This window comes from Hymenobacter sp. UV11 (assembly GCF_004684095.1).
Taxonomy (GTDB): Bacteria; Bacteroidota; Bacteroidia; order Cytophagales; family Hymenobacteraceae; genus Hymenobacter.
On the sequence record NZ_SRII01000006.1, the window covers coordinates 215,843 to 232,891 of the forward strand.

A 17,049-nucleotide genomic window follows, 5' to 3' on the forward strand; every position below is an offset into this window, starting at 1 on the left:
TTCTAAGTGCAAAGTTAACTATTCTAGGGCTTTTTGCCCGCGTTAGCCTTAGTGGCTTTCGTGGTCGAGGGTTTTGCGTCGGTCGTAGTTTCCGGCGCTCCCGAATCTGACTCAAAATTGGGGTCGGTACTGGCCGTAGGAGTTTTAGGTGGCTTCACGGTTTTCACGGGGCCTTTGGGGGCGGGCTGGTTGCGGGTGGGGCTACCCAGGCCTAGCTCCTCCAGTACAAACTCGGTGTAGTCGTGCGTGGGATTGGCGTAGAGCATAGTCAGGTCGCCGTTGCGGTCAAACATGAAGTCCAGCTTTCGGAGCTTCACCACCTTTTCTACGGCGTCAAAAATCTTGTCCTGCGCGGGTTTGTTCAACTCGACGCGCTTTTTGAAGAGCTGCCCTTCGTAGCCAAATTGCTTGGTTTCGTAGGCTTTTACCTCCTGTTCCTTCTTCAGAATTTCATCCTGGCGCTTCTTCTTCATGGCTTCCGTCAGCACCACTTCCTCGTTTTGATAGGTGTGGTACATCTGGTCCAGGTCTTTCTTCTGCGCTTCGATTTCCTTCTGCCAGGTATCGGTCATCTTACCCAGCTCTACCTGCGCCTGGGCATACTCGGGCATCTTGCTCATAATGAACTCGGTGTCGATGTAGCCAAACTTCTGGCCCCAGGCCGGGACAAAAGCGCCCAGCAACAGCAACGCCAGCAGGTAACGAGCAACGTGGGTCATGCGGAAAAAATGAGGGGGTAGGGCCGGCCAGATGGCGATATCATTAAGAGCTTAACGAACGAGCCGAGCCATTTAGTTTACAAGGTTTGACACTAAGCCCCAGTCTTTTCACAAACCGCAGCCACGCTCCTAAACGTTCAGCCGGCTCTCAAACCTAGCGAATCTGCTGACCAATGATGAAGTGGAAGTGATTGAAATCTTGGGCCGTGGTGGTGCCTGCTGGTGGAATTACCGTATCAAACGCCCGACCATAGTCGAAGCCTAGCAAGCCAAATGCCGACATGAAAATACGGGCGCCAAAACCTGCCGAGCGGTACAGCTTGTAGGGGTTGTACTGGCTGGAGGTGTCGAAGGCATTACCGGCTTCGGCAAAACCCAGGATGTACACCGTCGCGGCCGGGTTGAGGCTGACGGGGTAGCGCAACTCTGCTACGTACTTGTTGTAGGCTACCCCCCCGTTTTTGCCCGTTTGGGCAGTTGGGATGGCGTAGGCGCCATTGGGGTCGTCGTAGCCACGCAGGCCAATGTAGTCGGTACCCACCAGGAAGGAGCCGCCGCCGCCGTAGCCCAGGCCCGCACCACCCATCTTAAAGCGCTCAAACGGCCCCGGCGTGCGGTCGGGCGTATAAGTACCAATAAAGCCGAAGTGAGCACGTGTGTTCAACACCAGCTTGCCCACGATGGGCGTAAACCACGAGGCGTCGAACATCCATTTGTGAAACTCTACCCACTCGTACGTATTCGGGTGCGCGCCCTTGAAAGCCGAGTAAGGCGGCGTCAGGCTCACGCTTAGGCTAATGGACGAGCCACGGCGCGTATAGGTAGGGTTGTCAATACTGTTGCGCGAGAGCGTTGTATTGAACGTGAAGTTGTTGGCGTTGCCGGTATTAAAGTCCGAGAAAATCGAGTAGTTCTGGAGCGAGTACTGGCTGTACGAAATCGAGTTGCTCAGCGAGAAGTAGTCATCCGGCACGCGCAGCTGGCGGCCCAGGCCAATCGTGGCGCTGTTCACCTTGATAAAGCTGCCCGTAACGGGGTCAAAGTTGTAGCCCAGGCGCGAGATGCTTCGGTTCAGGCTGAATGAGAAGGAGTTGGGCTTGCGGCCACCTAGCCAGGGCTCCGTAAAGCTGAACGAGTAGGCCTGGTATTGCAAGCCGTTGGCTTGCACGTTCAGGGCTACGCGCTGGCCGTCGCCGGCCGGCACGGGCGTCCAGTTGTGAAAATCCTTGGCCTTGCGCAGCGAGAAGTTATTGAATACCAGGCCTACCGTACCGATAAAGCCAGCGTAGCCGCCCCAGCCACCCGAAAGCGTAATCTGGTCCGAGGGCTTTTCCACCACCGTGTAGTTAATATCTACCGTACCGTCGGCCTGGTTTGGCACCGGGTTAATGCCAATCTTTTCGGGGTCGAAATAACCCAACGTAGCAATCTCGCGCTGCGAGCGGATGAGCAGCTCGCGGTTGAATTTATCGCCCGGCAGCGTGCGCAGCGTACGGCGCAGCACGTGGTCCGACGTCTTCGTGTTACCAGCAATATTAATGTCCTTCACGCGTGCCTGCACACCTTCGTTGATGCGCATCTCGATGTCGATGGAATCGCCTTCAACTTTGGTTTCAACAGGGTCGATGGAGAAGAACAAGTAACCGTCGTTCATGTAGAGCGAGGTAATGTCCTGGCCGGTCGGGTTGTAGCTCAAGCGCTTATCCAGCACTTCTTTGCTAAACGTGCTACCCCGCTTAATGCCGAGTACCGAAGCCAGCGTCTTGCTGTCGTAGAGGTAGTTACCGTTCCAGGTAATATTGCGGAAGTAGTATTTCTTGCCCTCCTCTACCTTCAGCTTCACAATCAGGCCCTTCTCGTCGCGCTCAATGGTATCCGACAATACGGTAGCGTCGCGATAGCCCTGGTCGTTGTAGAAATCAATCAGCTTTTTCTTGTCATCTTCAAATTCTGAGCGCTGGAACTTACCCGGCGTCAGGAATTTATAGAGCTTGCGGGCCTTCGTCTTCTTAAACTGGCTGGCCAGCTTGCTATCCTTAAAGGCTTTGTTGCCTTCAAACTCAATGTCGTGAATACGCACTTTAGCGCCTTTATCCACGTCAATCTTCAGCGCAACGCTGTTGGAAAGAGCGGAGTCGGCCACCTGCCGAATCACGACTTTCGTATCCAGAAAGCCCTTGTTGGTGTAGAACTTACGTACTTGCGTCCGGGTGTTAGACAATAGCGCGTCGGTTACTACTTTACCCCGGATGAGCTTGATTTTCTTATCAATATCATCGGCTTGGCCCTTGCTGATTCCCTCAAACGTGAATTTGGAGAGGCGGGGCCGCTCGCGCACGTTGAAATCGAGGAAAATCTTGTCGCCTTCAGTCCGCGCAATACCTACCGATATATCGGCCAGAATGCCCTGCGCCCATATTTTCCGAATGGCCTTGCCCACATCTTCCCCTGGCACCGTAATGGCGTCGCCAATTCGTAAACCCGATAGGCCAATCAGCGTATTAGGGTCTAGGTAGCGGGCCCCGCTTACCGTAATGCCACCGAGCTGATACTTGCGCGGCTCATCGGCACCCGACGCGGGGGTAGGGGCTCCCTCTTGGGCATGAACCGACTGCGCGGCCACTATTCCGGCCAGCAACAGGAAACTCAACAGGCCACTACGCAAGTAGGTACGCATTATCAACATAGAAAACATCAGGATATCGTCAGCTGCTCGCTGGTTTTGCCGAATCGTCGTTCGCGGCCCTGGTAGGCTTTGAGGGCGTCGCGGAAGTGGCTGCGCCGGAAATCGGGCCACAGCACTGGGGTGATATAAAGTTCCGTGTAAGCCAGCTGCCAAAGCAAAAAGTTGCTAATGCGCTGCTCGCCACTGGTGCGAATAAGTAGTTCGGGGTCCGGCATGCCGGCGGTAGCCAGGTAGCCCGTAACGGTAGCTTCCGTAACGGCGGCGGGCTGCACGTGCCCGGCGGCCACATCGGCGGCCAGTCGTTGGGCGGCCTGCGTCAGGTCCCAGCGGCCACTGTAGCTGAGAGCCAGCACCAACGTCATGCGGGTGCCGCCTTTCGTTAGCTCAATCGATTCGGCTAGTTCCCGCTGGCAGCTAGTGGGTAGGCTTGCCAGGTTACCAATTGCCTGCAGGCGCACGCTGTTTTTGAGTAACGTGTTGGTTTCGTTGCGAATAGTATGTACCAGCAGCTGCATCAGCGCAGTTACCTCGAAGGCCGGGCGGTTCCAATTTTCCGTGGAAAAAGCGTACAGCGTCAAAAATTTTACTCCTAGCTCGGCAGCTTCCTCCACCGTGTCGCGCACCGCCGTTATGGCGCTTTGGTGCCCAAACACGCGAAGGCCTCCCCGCTGTTTGGCCCAGCGCCCGTTACCATCCATGATAACGGCGACATGGGCAGGAATATTAGAGAGGTCGATTTCGGACCGTTCGGCCATTGTTGCGGTTTGCGTATAAGAGTGCGCAAGTTACGCAAAGGGTTGCAGTCCTACCCCAGCCCCTTAGTGCCAAGCATCGCCAGCGGCCCGCTCCAAACGCCTAAATAGCTTGCTGTCCAATCTTTTATCCGCAAATTACCATTGCAAATCAGCTACTCCAACAACCTTTTATTGTGGTTGTAAGTTGGCGGGCACAGGATTTTGTAGAAAGTGTAAGACAGGCTGACGCCGGTATAATAGTACCAATCCTGGTCGTGGCTGTTTACCAGCAGTTGGTTTTGGTCCCCGGTGTGGTCGAGCTGGTCAGTGAAAGTCTTGCGCGCGCCCATCTCCACGCCGAGGTTGAAATGCTCGGTTAGCGCGACTTTCAGGCCCGCGCCCACCGGAATGGCCAGGCCTACCTTGCTACCCTGCCGATTGAAGTCGGGCTGCAAAGCCACGTTCGCGCTGCGAACGGTGGTATTGGCGATATAGAGGGCCAAGCCCCCGAATAAATAGGGAGAAAAGTGCACCCGATGCTGGTCCTGCCGACGGTGGTAATCCAGAAAGTTATACTCCACTACGCCGGAAGCCTCTACTACCCCTCCACTTAAGCTTAGCTGGCGATAGTCCTGTAAGGGGGCTACCCCCCCATTCACGCCCATTACGTTGGCATCGGTAGCCCGCAGAAAACCAGCTGTGATACCACCGCGCAGGGTGATGGGCACCGAAATATCGCGCCGATAAAACACGGTGAGGGCGGGGCGACTGTTCTGCCACTGAAACTGCGGCGAAATCTCTCCCTTGTAATTAGTGGTGCCAACCCCAATACCTAGCTCGCTGGTATGCTGAGCCAAAGCACAGGTGGGTAAAAAAAACGCACTCCCCGCTAGCACAAGGCCAACGGGGAGCGCGGAAGAAATTCGGAAAACGGCCATGCGGCAGACTGTAAGATGAACGTTCAGCCAGCCAACAAGGGCTTAGCGGAACTTGGGGTTCTTGATTTTTGGATTCAGGATGTAGTTGAGCGAGAAGCCGGTAACGGTGTACCAGTCATTCTTACCTTGGCCACGCTTAGCGCCAGGCAGAAAGCCACCCGCTACCCCAGTAGAGGTATTGGTGATGCCACCTGGTGAAGTACCATTGTTGTAACCGCCAAAATATTGTGCAGGAGCCGTGGCACCGCCCAAATTAGCGTAATTACCGCTAACATCATCGAGGTAGCCCGTGAAGGTTTTGCGGAAACCAATCTCGAAAGCAGCGTCTAAGTTACGGTTAATGCGGTAGCGCACACCGGCACCGAAAGGTAGCGAGAACTGAAACTTGCTGTAATCAACACCCTCCGTTTTGAGCGGCTGCAAGTCAACGTAATTACCATTTTGGTCTTTGCCTTGCGGGCTGTGGTGAAAACCAGCTACCCCGCCAAACAGATACGGCACGAAGTCCGGACGCTTGAGGTAGTTATTACGGTTCTCAATCAGGTCAACTACTACTACTGCCGAAGCCTCATAGATATCGTTGCGGAAGTTCATGTTCCGGCTGTAGCGATAACGGGCGTTGGTATCGTCGCGGTTCGCGTTGGTATTATCTTCAGCCGTGATGCGACCGTAGGCAAGGGCAAAGCGACCCGAAACGCGCGGAAAGAAGCGGTGCGTGATATTCAGGCCAATGTTGGGCCGGGTATCGCCTGCGTGGAATGAAGCAAAGTTGGTGAGCGGGTTCAGGTCACCAAAGTAGTTCATGGCATTCAGGCTAACCCCGATGGAGGTATACTGCTTGCGCTTGCTGAACTGCTGGGCATCGGCCTGCTGCGTCGAACTTAGCAGTGCGAACCCAGCGAGTAGGGCAGTTGAATACGAGAAAATCTTAGTCATAAGGCGCAGAGTAGAATATTAGCTAAGCTAGTGAGCTACAAACCTTATAGAGCGCGGTTCGCAGCGAATACAAAAGTAAGTACTAAAAGGAACTAAAAAAATTAATGCTGTTTTTTGAGAAAACTTTTTGCGTTATTTTAATTGCACTGTAGTGGCCGGATTTCGGCGGTCGAGCCCCCAATTAAGCTTATTGCGCAACGTACTTAAAAAGTTGACGTGGTTTAATTTAACTAATCGAGCGTTAAAATTTTCGCGGCGCACGGCTATTTGGACAGTAGCATCTACTGGCATGGAGCGCGAATCGAGGGCGAGCAGGTAGCTGGTAGCACGGCCCTCAATTTCGAAAGAAATTATACTCTGGTCAGAAACAATCAGTGGGCGAACGTTCAAATTGTGGGGACATACGGGCGCAATGATAAAATTGTTTGTTTGCGGGAGCATCACTGGGCCGCCGCAGCTCAGCGAATAGCCCGTAGAGCCCGTAGGAGTCGAAACTACGAGCCCATCGGCCCAATAAGAATTCAGGTATTCACCGTTTATGTAGGTGTGCACGACAATCATGGAAGAGGTGTCGCGCTTTAAAATACTGAATTCATTAAGGCCAAAGTTAAGCTGCCCAAACACATCGGGGTCGGTATCGACGCGCAACAGGCTGCGGTCTTCGAGGGTAAAGTGGCCTTTGAAGAGCGCATCAATGGCCTGCGGAATGTAGTCGGGATTGATAGGCGCCAGAAACCCCAGGCGCCCCGTATTGATACCTAAAATAGGAATTTGCAGGGCTCCCACGTACGTAACCGTATCTAGCAATGTTCCGTCGCCACCAATGCTAAGTACAAATTGTGTTCCGCGTAACGAGTCTCCGCGGCGGAAAGAACCTACGTTAGGGGGTAGGCGCAGGCGGGCCGCCATATAGTCGCGAAACGCTTCAACTATGATAATATCCGCGCCACGGGTGTGTAGTTCGTCGAGCAACAACTGCAAGTACGGGGCAACTGTCTCGTCAAAAGGCTTGCCTAAAATCGCAATTTTCATAACAAAAAGATAATATATTTCCGCTTGGTTAAATAGGAAATCCAGCACCTAGCAGGAATACATATTTTGGATATCCAGTTAGCAGGCGCGAAAGCTCGAAGCGAAACACCTTATCGTAATACGTTACCAAATGTAGCCCGAGACCTGCCGATGCCAGCAGGTGGCCGGGTAGCTGGTTGGATGGTGGGGTAGGCCGGCCCACGCTCCCGCCGGCCAGGCCGGCATCGACGAAAGCGTTGAGGTACACGGCGAGGGGTAGGGTATTTACTTTGGGATTATTAACGAATGGAATGCGCAGGGGCGGCGGGGCCCAGGCGCGCCAACTCACACCTTGCTGCACCAGGCCGTAGGAGCGGCCATCGATGAGGTAGCCATCGTAGCCGCGCACCAGCGCATCGTAGCCCAGGCTGCGCGAGTCGGCATAGGCGAGACGGTCGGCGAACAGGCGCGTTTGTGCGGCTAGACCCACGGCGTAGTAAAACTGGTGCCCCAGGCTGAGGTAACGGGCATAGCGCAGCCGCGCTAACACGTAGGCCGGCGCTGCGTTGGGGCCCACAAACTGCCGTAGCGTGAGCGAGCCCTGGAAAAACTGCCCGGTGAGGGGGTAGGCGAAGGTATTGCGCTGATTGTTGGTAGTTACCAGGCTGGCTTCCAAATACTGGCGCTGTTGCTGGCCCAGCAGGTAGTCGTAGTTGAGCGAGTAGATAAGGTCGCTGATTGATTCGCGGTGGTACGAAATATCAAACGCGGAGCTGAGCTGCACGGTGTGGCGCAGGCGCAGCCCGCCCGACACGTAGAAGCGCTGAATGGGAAAGGCATCATCTTGCGCTTCGGCCAGGCCTTGGGGGCGGTCGTTTTGGGTGTTGTAGTCGAGGTTGCGGCTTTGGTAGTACGAGATGCCGAACCCTACCCCTACCCGGCGGCGGCGCCCAAAGCCGGGCGCCTCGTAGAACAGCTCGTACTTGCGGTTAAACCCCAGCTGCAGGTTGGCGGTGAGCTGCTCGGCCCGGCCCCTAAAATTGGTATCGGTGAGGTGCAGGCCATAGTCTATGCGCCGCCAGTGGTCGGGGCGCGACAGCCAGGCGTTGAACGTGGGCGCGGCCAGCGAAAAAATGGGGGTAGGCAGAATGTACCAGCGTTCCTGCACGCTGAATAGAATGACTAGTTCGCCCGTGCCGCCGCAGCTGGCCTGCACCAGCACCGCATGAAAGAGCTGCAGATTGTAGAGGCGGCGGCGGTTGGCTTCGAGGTGGGCTGGCAGGTCGACTACGGTCAGCGAGTCGCCCTCGTGAAAGTCCAGCTCGGCGCGCAGCGTGCGCTCGCGGGTGCGGCTGTTGCCTACGAATAGGATGGCGCCCACCCGCACGCGCGGGCCGGGGCACACGCCCACGCGCACCAGTGTATCAGTGGGGGCCACTACGGGCGCCAGGGCCGGCGGGCGGCGCTCCTGGCTAAGCTCGCGCAGGCTATCGGGCGAGGCGGGGGGTAGGGGCGTTTGGGCCTGGGCAAGGCAGCCCGCGCCAAGCCATAGACCGAGCCCGCACAACCACTGAATTGCTCTCAAAAAGAATAGCCGGCCGCCGTGCTTCACCCAGTAAAGTTAGACGCTGAGGTAGCGGAGCAGCGCGTCGAAGCGCTCCTGCTCGTCTTCGCTGGCCGCGGGCGTGCCGCTGAATTGCGCCGATACCACGTAGCCAAACCGCTCTAGCGTGGCGGTGATGCGGCCGAGGTTATCAGTATTAAGGCGCAGGGTGAGGCGAATGCGGTACGGGTCGTGCTCGTCGGCGATAACGTGGGCCGAGAGAATCTTGGCGTTGTTCTCCTCCACGTAGCGGCTGATTTGCGAAAGCGAGTAGTCGCGCTCCTCCATAGATAATACTAGGATGCTGCCCTGCCCGGCCTCACCAGGCACCGGCCCGAAGGCGGCCAGCGCGTCGCTCACCGTTACTACCCCTGCGTATTCCTGCTGGTCATCGAGCACGGGCACGAGCTGAATCTTATTCTCAATGGCCAGCTCCATCACGCGGTAAAAGTGCTGGTCGTGCTGCACGTGCGCGTCGGCGTAGCCCAGCGCGAGGTCGGCTAGCTGGGTATCGGGGTTTTCGTAATCGGCCAGGTCGTGCTCCGTGATGAGGCCCCGGTAGCGCCGCCCGGCCAGCACAGGCAGCTGGCCCACGTGAAATTCCTCCAGCCACCGCGCGGCCTTAGCCGTGGTGTCAGTGCCCTTCAGGGGCGGAATCATCTGGTTAATTAGGTCTTCGGCGAGTAGAGCAGGCATAAGGGCACAAGCTAAGTAGCAGGCGACGAATGGGTAACTACCGATGAGCTCCAACAGGCGGCACCAGCTAAACGTAGAGTTAGCTGATAATTTTCTGCTGAAAGCTGCGGCTAACTCCCCGTGGCAGGCCAAGCAAGAGTAGGACTACAAACGGGTACTAAAGGTTGCTGTTACTTGGCAAAAACCAAGCCGCGCATCGCCCGGCATCGGGGCTAGTGCGCCGAGGATACCGCGGCGCTCGGCGAAAGCGCGGGCGCCGGGCGCCGCAAGAACTGCCCCAGATAACCATTAAAGCCCGCCGGGCGCTCCATCATGGGCGCGTGGCCGCAGTGGTCGAGAAAGCGCAATTCGGCGTGGGGTAGCAGGCGCTCGAAGTCGTGGGCCACCGGCGGCGGCGTAATGGTATCATTCAGGCCCCACACCAGCAGCACGGGCACGGTAATGCGGTGCAGGTCGCTAGCCAGGTTGTGGTGCTGGGCCGAGCGGGCAATGCTAATCATGCGCAGGCACTTGGCGTTGGAATTAGTCACGGCAAATACCTCATCGACCAGCTCCTTGGTAGCCACCTGCGGGTCGTAGAAGGTATAGCCCACCCGCTCGCGCACAAAGTCGTAGTTGCCGCGCTTAGGGAACGAGCCGCCCATGCCATCCTCAAACAAACCGCTGCTGCCCGTGAGCACCAGCCGGCTCACGCGGCCGGGGTTGCGCAGCGTATATACCAGGGCAATGTGGCCGCCCAGCGAATTGCCAAGCACAATAAAAGAAGGGGGTAGGCGCAGCTTTTCTACAAACGTGGCCACGTACTCGACCAGCCCCGGCACCGTGGCTTGCAGCAGCGGCATGTCGTAGACGGGCAGTACCGGAATAATGACGCGGTGGGTGGGCGCAAACTCGGCCACCACATCTTCCCAATTGCTGAGCGCCCCAAACAGCCCGTGCAGCAGCAGCAACACCGGCCCCTGGCCCTCGTCGACGTAGTCAAACCCGTGCTGTTGCTGGCGGCGGAGCTCCATAGTTTTTCGTTTCTGGTTATTTGTTTTTCGCTTCTCGTCTTTGGCCGTTGCCCTCAGATTATCGACTAACCCGAGGCCAGGTACCAAGAACTCAAAAGAAAACCGACCTACGCAATGTTACAACAGCGCACCCAATTGGCCAGCCATTGCAAGCCATGCGTGGTGAGCAGCGCCTCGGGGTGAAACTGCACACCGTAGAGCGGCAGCGTGGCGTGGCGCAGGGCCATTAGCTCGCGGTCGGCGTCGGCGGTCACGGCCAGCGGGCGCAGGCAGGCCGGCAACGTGCTGGCCTCCAATACCAGCGAGTGGTAGCGCGTCACGGGTTGGCGGGGGGGTAGGCCGGCCAGCCAGGGGTCATCGCCCAGCAGCTCAATATCGGTGACCTTGCCGTGCATGGGGCGCGCGGCGCGGCGCAGAGTGGCCCCAAAAAATTCGCCCAGCGCCTGCTGGCCCAGGCACACGCCCAGCATGGGCAGGCGCTGGTGGTAGGCCGCAATCACGGCCAGCAGGTTGCCGGCCGTGGCGGGCGTGCCCGGCCCCGGCGACAGCACTACCCCCCCCACTTGCAGCGCAGCCAGCTCGGCCAGGGGCGTGTCGTTGCGGCGCACCAGCACCTCGGCGCCCAACTGCCGCAGGTAGTCGGCCAGCATATGGGTGAAGGAGTCGAAGCTATCGAGCAGCAAGATTTTCATTTGACAGGTATCACATGGCCGCTTTTACCTTGGCCAGCAAGCCTTTGGCGAAGGGCAGCACGTATGCGGTAAGCTGCAAGGCCAGGGGCGTCGCTTTCACTACCCAGGGTAGTACCACCGAGCCCTTGGTAAGGCCGGGCGCTAGCAGCGGCAGGCCCGCCAGGGCGGTGCCGTGCAGCAGCAGGCTGAGGCCCAGCAGCCACTTGAGGGCGCCGGCAGCAGCGCCCAGCAGGTGGTCGAGCACGCCGAGGGGAGTAAGATGCACGGCCGTTTTGACGAGGCCACCCAGCAGGTGCACGCCCCACATTATACCCACCAGCACCAGCAAAAAGGCCACCAGCGGCAGCATTCCAAATAGCTCGCCCAGGTACGAGCGCACCACCGGCACGGCCGCGCTCAGCAAGCTCAGCCCGCCCACTACCCCCAGCACAAAGGCCAGCAGCGACACTACCTCCAGCACCAGCCCGCGCCGGTAGCCCTTCACGGTGCCCACGGCCAGCGGCAGAAGCAGGAGCAAGTCGAGCGCGGTCATGGGAAAAAAGAAAGCGTAGGGTAAGCTTTAGCTTGCCGTTTTCCAGACTATCGGCAAAAAACGGAAAGCTAAAGCTTACCCTACACGCTAAAAGTTGGTGTTATTCAGCAGGCTGCCAACGGTTTGCGAAATCATTTTGCCGTCGGCCTGGCCGGCCAGTTCGCGGGCGGCTACCCCCATTACTTTGCCCAGGTCGGAAGGGCCGGTGGCACCCACGCGCTGAATGATGCCCACGAGCTTCTCCACGAGGTCGGCTTCGGAGAGCTGCTGGGGCAGAAATTCTTCGATAATAGCCAGCTCGGCCAGCTCAGTTTCTTCGAGGTCGGAGCGGAACTGCTCCTTATAGGTAGCGGCCGAGTCGCGGCGCTGCTTGGCGGCCCTGATGAGCAGCTTCTGCTCCTGGTCGGCGCTGAGGCCGGTGGCGCTGGCGCCTTCGGCAGTTTCGGCCAGCAAAATCTGCGATTTGATGCTGCGTAGCGCGGTGAGGCGTACTTTGTCTTTGGCCAGCATGGCTTGTTTGATGCCGGCGTCGATGGTGTCTTTAAGAGCCATTTTCAGGATGGGTTAGGAAAGAAGAGTAAAAAGCCAGGAGTGCCGGAGCACCCAAAAAATTAGTGAGTCGGGTGGTTGTCGGCTAGCTGTTGCAGCAGCTCGGCCGGCTCGTCTACGTAAATGGCCAGGCGGCGCACGGTGCGGTGCAGGCCGTAGAGGCCGCGCACAGGCTGTGGCTCACTGAAAGTGAGCAGTAGATTGGGCGGCGTGAGCAGCAGCCGGGCGGCGTTGAGCAAGCCCGGCGCGGGGGTAGGCACATCCGTTAGTTTCTTAACAGAGAGAAGCTGGGCGCGCGGCACGGCCACCCGCCACACGAAGCCGGCCCGCACCACCAGGGTAGTAGCCGTGAGCAGCACCGGCCGCCGCCGCACTGCCTGCCCGTGGGCCAGCAGCCACAGCAGCGAATAGACACTTAGAGCCGTGGCGACCCAGGCCGCGCGCGGGAACCAGTGCCCGATTACCAGGTGCCCGGCCGCCAGCTCTACCACGCTTAGCCCCGCAAAAGCCGCCAACAGCGCCCCGAAGCCCGACGTGCGATGCGTACTGAACGGCTGCTCGCCGGAGCCGGCTTCGAGCGGTACCCAGGCGCCGAGCAGGGCGTAGCGGGCCACGGCTACCTCCGTCATAACCGCTTCGGTGAGGCGGCCCAACACCGGCTGGCCGGCGGCAAACAGGTTTTCAATAAAATCGGCGGATTTCGTGCGGGCCAGCTGGTAGCCGCGCACCACGCGCCGCAGCCGCACGGCGGTGTAGCCTGCTACGGCCACCTCCCCTACCCCCACCAGCCGGCCCGCCCACTCCAACAGCGGCACGCCGCCCGCCGGCAACAGCCAGTAGCTCAGCGCTAAGCCCCCACTAAGCGCTGCCACCAAAGTAGTCAGCGGCAACCGGTACTGCCGCACCAGGCACAGGTAGAACACCGCCGGCAGCACCACCAGCAGGTCGAAGGCCACGGCGGGGGGTAGGGCCGGGTGCTGGCTAAAGTCGGCCCGGTGCACCACGGCATACTCGGTGGCCACGATGCCGGCCGCCAGCAGTCCAAACAACAGCAGTGGCCCAGGCCGAACAGGCAAGCGGTGCGAACTAGTCATGCGGGAGTCGGTTAATGGAAAAGGGGCGCCGCTACCCAGGCTGCTCCACGGCAAAGGTACCTTGCGCGCCATAGCAAGGCGGCGAGCCGCCCGTGCCGACTACAAAATCCGTGAAATCCGTCTAAAATCCGTGTCATCCGTGATTAAGCTGAGCGTCAACATCAATAAAATTGCCACCCTGCGCAATGCCCGCGGCCTGCACGCCCGGCCCGATTTGCTGCAAGCCGCCCGCGACATTGGGCGCTTTGGGGCCGAGGGCATTACAGTGCACCCGCGCCCCGACGAGCGTCACATTCGCTACGACGACGTGCGCAACCTGAAGAGCGTCGTCACCACCGAGCTGAACGTGGAGGGCAACCCTACCCCCGATTTTCTGGCCCTGTGCCGCGAAGTGCGCCCCGAGCAAGTAACGCTGGTACCCGACGCGCCCGACGCCATCACCTCCAACGCGGGCTGGAACGTGGTAAAGCACCAGGGCTTTCTGCGCGATGTGGTGGCCGAGCTGAAGAGTTACGGCGCCCGCGTCAGCATTTTTCTCGACCCCGACCCGGCCCTTATTGATGCCGCCGCCCACACCGGCACCGACCGCATCGAGCTCTACACCGAGGCCTACGCCCGCTACTACCCCACCGACCGCGCCGCGGCCGTGCTGCCCTACCGCGACACGGCCCACGCTGCCGTGGCCGCCGGCCTGGGCCTCAACGCCGGCCACGATTTGGATTTAGAAAACCTGGCCTACCTGGCCCAGGAGCTGCCTGGCTTGCAGGAAGTAAGCATCGGCCACGCGCTGGTGGCCGACGCCTTGTACCTGGGCCTGGAAAATACCGTGCAGCTCTATAAGCGGCAGCTGCAACTTGGTTAAAGGGGCCAGCACGCAGCCGCAGGCCAGAAACCACTACCAGCTAGGGGGGGTAGGGAAGAAATAGCATGAAGGTTTTATGTAGGAAGGCGGCTCAGATTTGCTAACCGTTGGCAAACAAGTTGACCTTACGCGTCTTGCCAGCCTCTACCTCGGCCGTAACTTGCGCCTTCATCTACCTATTTCAACCGTAGTGCGTTCACGTATTTATTCGGCTTGGCGCGGCGCGCTGGGCCTGGGCCTGCTGGCTGGCCTAACCCTCACTGCCTGCAACCGTTCGGGCCAGGGCGAAGCCACCGCCGGCAACGCTGACACCCTGACTGCCGAAAACAAACCGGCGCCCGTCGATACGGTGAAGCTTAAGCGCATGGTTTTGCAGCGCGACTCGCTTAAGGCCGATAGCATTGCCCGCAAAATGGGGCAGCTGCCGGGGGCCATCTTGCCGGGCCACCGCATTGTGGCGTTCTATGGCAATATCCGCTCGAAGGGCATGGGTATTCTGGGCCGCGAGCCCAAGGCCCAGATGATGCGCAAGTTTGACAAAGTGCTGGCCGAGTGGCAGGCTGCCGACCCCAGCATCCCGGTGATGCCGGCCATTCACAGCGTCACCATCACGGCGCAGGGCGCGGCGGGTTCCGATGGCAAATACCGCCTCATGAACTCGAAGAGCACCATTGAGGAAACCCGCGCCTGGGCCAAGGAGAAGAATGCGCTCCTGTTTATGGACGTGCAGGTGGGCCTCAGCAACCTGCCGCACGAGCTGCCTAAGCTGGAGGAATACCTGAAGGACCCGACCATTCACCTGGGCATTGACCCCGAGTTTGCGATGGAAACCAAGAACGCGCGCCCCGGCAAAAAAATCGGCACCTACGATGCGAAGGACGTGAACTACGCCATCAACTTCCTGGCCCGTATCGTGAGTGAAAACCACCTACCCCCCAAGATTTTGATGGTGCACCGCTTCACCCAAGGCATGCTCACCAACTACAAAAACATCAAGCTCGACCCGCGCGTGCAGGTGGTGATGGACATGGACGGCTGGGGCGACCCGACCCTCAAAAAGGATTCGTACAAGGCTTACGTGGAGAAGCAGCCCGTGCAATACACTGGTTTCAAGCTGTTCTACGAGTACGATATCAAGCCCAAGAACTCGCACCTGATGACGCCCAAGGAAGTGCTGACCGAGCTTAACCCAGTGCCGCTCTACATTCAGTATCAGTAGCCGGCCAAAAAAAATCTGGCAGAAAACAAGAGGGGTTTCCGGCTTAATGCCGGAAACCCCTTCTTTGTGTAGCATAATATAATTTAGCGCCTAACAATCATCACATTATCTGTAATTTCACCTATATAATCTACGCTTGAAGTAGTTGCAAAACGCGGGCCAACGCCCTTAGTGGGCCGCGTTGAGGTCTATTTTCTCGCCCGACTTGGTGCGCTTCACTAGGAAGATGAGCGGCACGCAGGCCAGGAAAAACAGGCCCAGCGAGGTGAATATCTGCGAGTAGGTGATGAGAGCCACCTGCTTCATCAGCACGCCTTCGAGGGCGGCGTAGGCCTGCTGCTGAGCCTGGGCCAGGGGGTAGCCCTTGGCCAGAAAGCCCTGCGTGAAGGCCTGAATGCGCTGGGTCGTTTCGGCACTGTAGAGCGAGATATTGGGCAGCAGGGCAATGCGATTATTCTGCATCGTGCGCTCCAGGTACGTGCCCACGATGGCCACGCCAAACGAGCCGCCGAGCTGCCGAATCATCCCGGTGAGTCCGGCCGCCTGGCCCGCGTCGCGTCCCTGCAAGCCTGCCAGGCTCATGGTGGTGATGGGCATAAAAATCAAGCCGAGCCCTACCCCCCGCGCAATGAGCGGCCAGAAGAAGTCGCTCTCGCCAGCGGTGGGCGAAATCTTGGCCGCCATCCAGAAGGTAAAGGCGAAAAAGATGAGGAAGCCGACCGGCAGCATGGCTTTTTGAGGCACGCCGGCCATCAGCATGCGGCCCACGATGGGCATCATGAAGCCCGAGGCCAGGGCGCCAGGCAGCAGGATATAGCCCGTTTGCTCGGCCGTGAAGCCCAGAATGCGCTGCGTGAAGATGGGGAACACGAACACCGAGGCGAACAAGCCGAAGCCGAGCACAAACGATAGGAACGCGCCCACCGCCAGGTTGCGGCTCTTGGTGAGCACCCGCAGGTCCACGATGGGCGCCTTGGCCGTGAGCTCGCGCCACAGGAAGCCAACAACGCCCACGACCGCCAGTATCGTAAAGAGCACGATGATTTTGTCATCGAACCAGTCGTTGGTTTCGCCCTGCTCCAGCACGAATTGCAGCGAGCCTACGCCCAGAATCAGGAAGCCAATGCCGGCCCAGTCGATATCGCGCAGGGGCCGCGGAATGGCGTTCTTAATGCGCTCAGGGTCGCGGATGAACAACACCGTGAAGATGGCAGCCAGAATACCCACCGGCACGTTCACGTAGAAAATCCAGGGCCAGTCGTAGTTCTCTACGATGTAGCCGCCGAGGGTAGGGCCGATAGTAGGGCCGATAATGACGCCCATGCCAAACAGGGCCTGGCCCAGCGGCAGCTGCTTGGGCGGGAAGGTGTCCACCAAAATAGCCTGCGAAGTTGCCATAAGCGCGCCGCCACCGATGCCCTGGATGAAGCGGAACGCCACCAGCTCCCACAGGTTGGTGCTTTGGCCGCAGGCCATGGAGGCCAGGGTGAAAAGTATTACCGAGGCCAGGTAGTAGTTGCGGCGCCCGAACTGCTCGGCCAGAAAGCCGGTCATCGGAATCACAATCACGTTGGCGATGGCATAGGACGCGATTACCCAGCTCACCTCCTGCTGCGTGGCCGAGAGGTTACCCATCATCTGGGTCAGGGCCACGTTCACGATGCTGGTGTCAATTAGCTCTAGCAGGCAGCAAAAGACTACCGTGACCACGATAATCCATTTTCTAAATCCGGTTTCCATCGGTAAGTAAGTAGATGAGTAAATG

The 17,049-nt window shown here is 58.7% G+C and carries 16 protein-coding genes; 2 read left to right on the forward strand and 14 right to left on the reverse strand.

Features of this window, described 5'->3' with window-relative positions; translation table 11 throughout:
* Positions 1-23 precede the first annotated feature (23 nt).
* The 13 genes from E4631_RS12895 to E4631_RS12955 all read right to left on the reverse strand — a co-directional run bounded on the left by E4631_RS12895 (position 24) and on the right by E4631_RS12955 (position 13,203).
* Positions 24-719 carry an OmpH family outer membrane protein gene (locus tag E4631_RS12895; protein WP_133656784.1) on the reverse strand — a complete coding sequence of 232 codons (696 nt, stop codon included), beginning with the start codon at positions 717-719 and terminating at the stop codon, positions 24-26.
* A gap of 154 nt (positions 720-873) precedes the next feature.
* On the reverse strand, positions 874-3,396 hold the full coding sequence (gene bamA, locus E4631_RS12900) for an outer membrane protein assembly factor BamA (RefSeq protein WP_133656783.1): 2,523 nt from the start codon (positions 3,394-3,396) through the stop codon (positions 874-876).
* A gap of 17 nt (positions 3,397-3,413) precedes the next feature.
* Entirely contained in the window at positions 3,414-4,160 is a 747-nt protein-coding gene (locus E4631_RS12905) for an isoprenyl transferase (protein ID WP_133656782.1), read from the reverse strand.
* A 152-nt stretch (positions 4,161-4,312) separates the two neighbouring features.
* Positions 4,313-5,077, reverse strand: coding sequence for a DUF6089 family protein (locus E4631_RS12910; protein WP_133656781.1), 765 nt, complete (start codon positions 5,075-5,077; stop codon positions 4,313-4,315).
* A 42-nt stretch (positions 5,078-5,119) separates the two neighbouring features.
* A complete protein-coding gene (locus E4631_RS12915; protein WP_133656780.1) occupies positions 5,120-6,013 on the reverse strand; it encodes a DUF6089 family protein in 894 nt (297 codons plus the stop codon).
* Between the two features lie 132 nt (positions 6,014-6,145).
* Entirely contained in the window at positions 6,146-7,045 is a 900-nt protein-coding gene (locus E4631_RS12920) for an NAD kinase (protein WP_133656779.1), read from the reverse strand.
* Between the two features lie 28 nt (positions 7,046-7,073).
* The gene (locus E4631_RS12925) at positions 7,074-8,609 is read right to left on the reverse strand and encodes a POTRA domain-containing protein (protein WP_166648014.1); all 1,536 of its coding nucleotides are present in this window, start codon (positions 8,607-8,609) and stop codon (positions 7,074-7,076) included.
* Positions 8,610-8,645: 36 nt separating this feature from the next.
* Positions 8,646-9,323, reverse strand: coding sequence for a CBS domain-containing protein (locus E4631_RS12930; RefSeq protein ID WP_133656777.1), 678 nt, complete (start codon positions 9,321-9,323; stop codon positions 8,646-8,648).
* Between the two features lie 212 nt (positions 9,324-9,535).
* Positions 9,536-10,336 carry an alpha/beta fold hydrolase gene (locus E4631_RS12935; protein ID WP_133656776.1) on the reverse strand — a complete coding sequence of 267 codons (801 nt, stop codon included), beginning with the start codon at positions 10,334-10,336 and terminating at the stop codon, positions 9,536-9,538.
* Between the two features lie 107 nt (positions 10,337-10,443).
* Entirely contained in the window at positions 10,444-11,028 is a 585-nt protein-coding gene (locus tag E4631_RS12940; protein WP_133656775.1) for an aminodeoxychorismate/anthranilate synthase component II, read from the reverse strand.
* Positions 11,029-11,038: 10 nt separating this feature from the next.
* Positions 11,039-11,560, reverse strand: coding sequence for a CvpA family protein (locus E4631_RS12945; protein WP_133656774.1), 522 nt, complete (start codon positions 11,558-11,560; stop codon positions 11,039-11,041).
* Between the two features lie 87 nt (positions 11,561-11,647).
* Positions 11,648-12,112, reverse strand: a complete 465-nt coding sequence (locus E4631_RS12950) for a GatB/YqeY domain-containing protein (protein WP_133656773.1) — start codon at positions 12,110-12,112, stop codon at positions 11,648-11,650.
* 59 nt (positions 12,113-12,171) lie between these two features.
* Positions 12,172-13,203, reverse strand: coding sequence for a hypothetical protein (locus tag E4631_RS12955; RefSeq protein WP_133656772.1), 1,032 nt, complete (start codon positions 13,201-13,203; stop codon positions 12,172-12,174).
* 139 nt (positions 13,204-13,342) lie between these two features.
* Here E4631_RS12955 and E4631_RS12960 point away from each other — a divergent pair, with 139 nt between their 5' ends.
* Positions 13,343-14,065, forward strand: a complete 723-nt coding sequence (locus E4631_RS12960) for a pyridoxine 5'-phosphate synthase (protein WP_133656968.1) — start codon at positions 13,343-13,345, stop codon at positions 14,063-14,065.
* Positions 14,066-14,255: 190 nt separating this feature from the next.
* Positions 14,256-15,284: a hypothetical protein gene (locus E4631_RS12965; RefSeq protein ID WP_240734869.1), complete on the forward strand. Its 1,029-nt coding sequence runs from the start codon at positions 14,256-14,258 to the stop codon at positions 15,282-15,284.
* A gap of 168 nt (positions 15,285-15,452) precedes the next feature.
* Here E4631_RS12965 and E4631_RS12970 read toward each other — a convergent pair whose 3' ends face one another.
* Positions 15,453-17,024 carry a DHA2 family efflux MFS transporter permease subunit gene (locus E4631_RS12970; protein WP_133656771.1) on the reverse strand — a complete coding sequence of 524 codons (1,572 nt, stop codon included), beginning with the start codon at positions 17,022-17,024 and terminating at the stop codon, positions 15,453-15,455.
* Between the last annotated feature and the right edge of the window lie 25 nt (positions 17,025-17,049).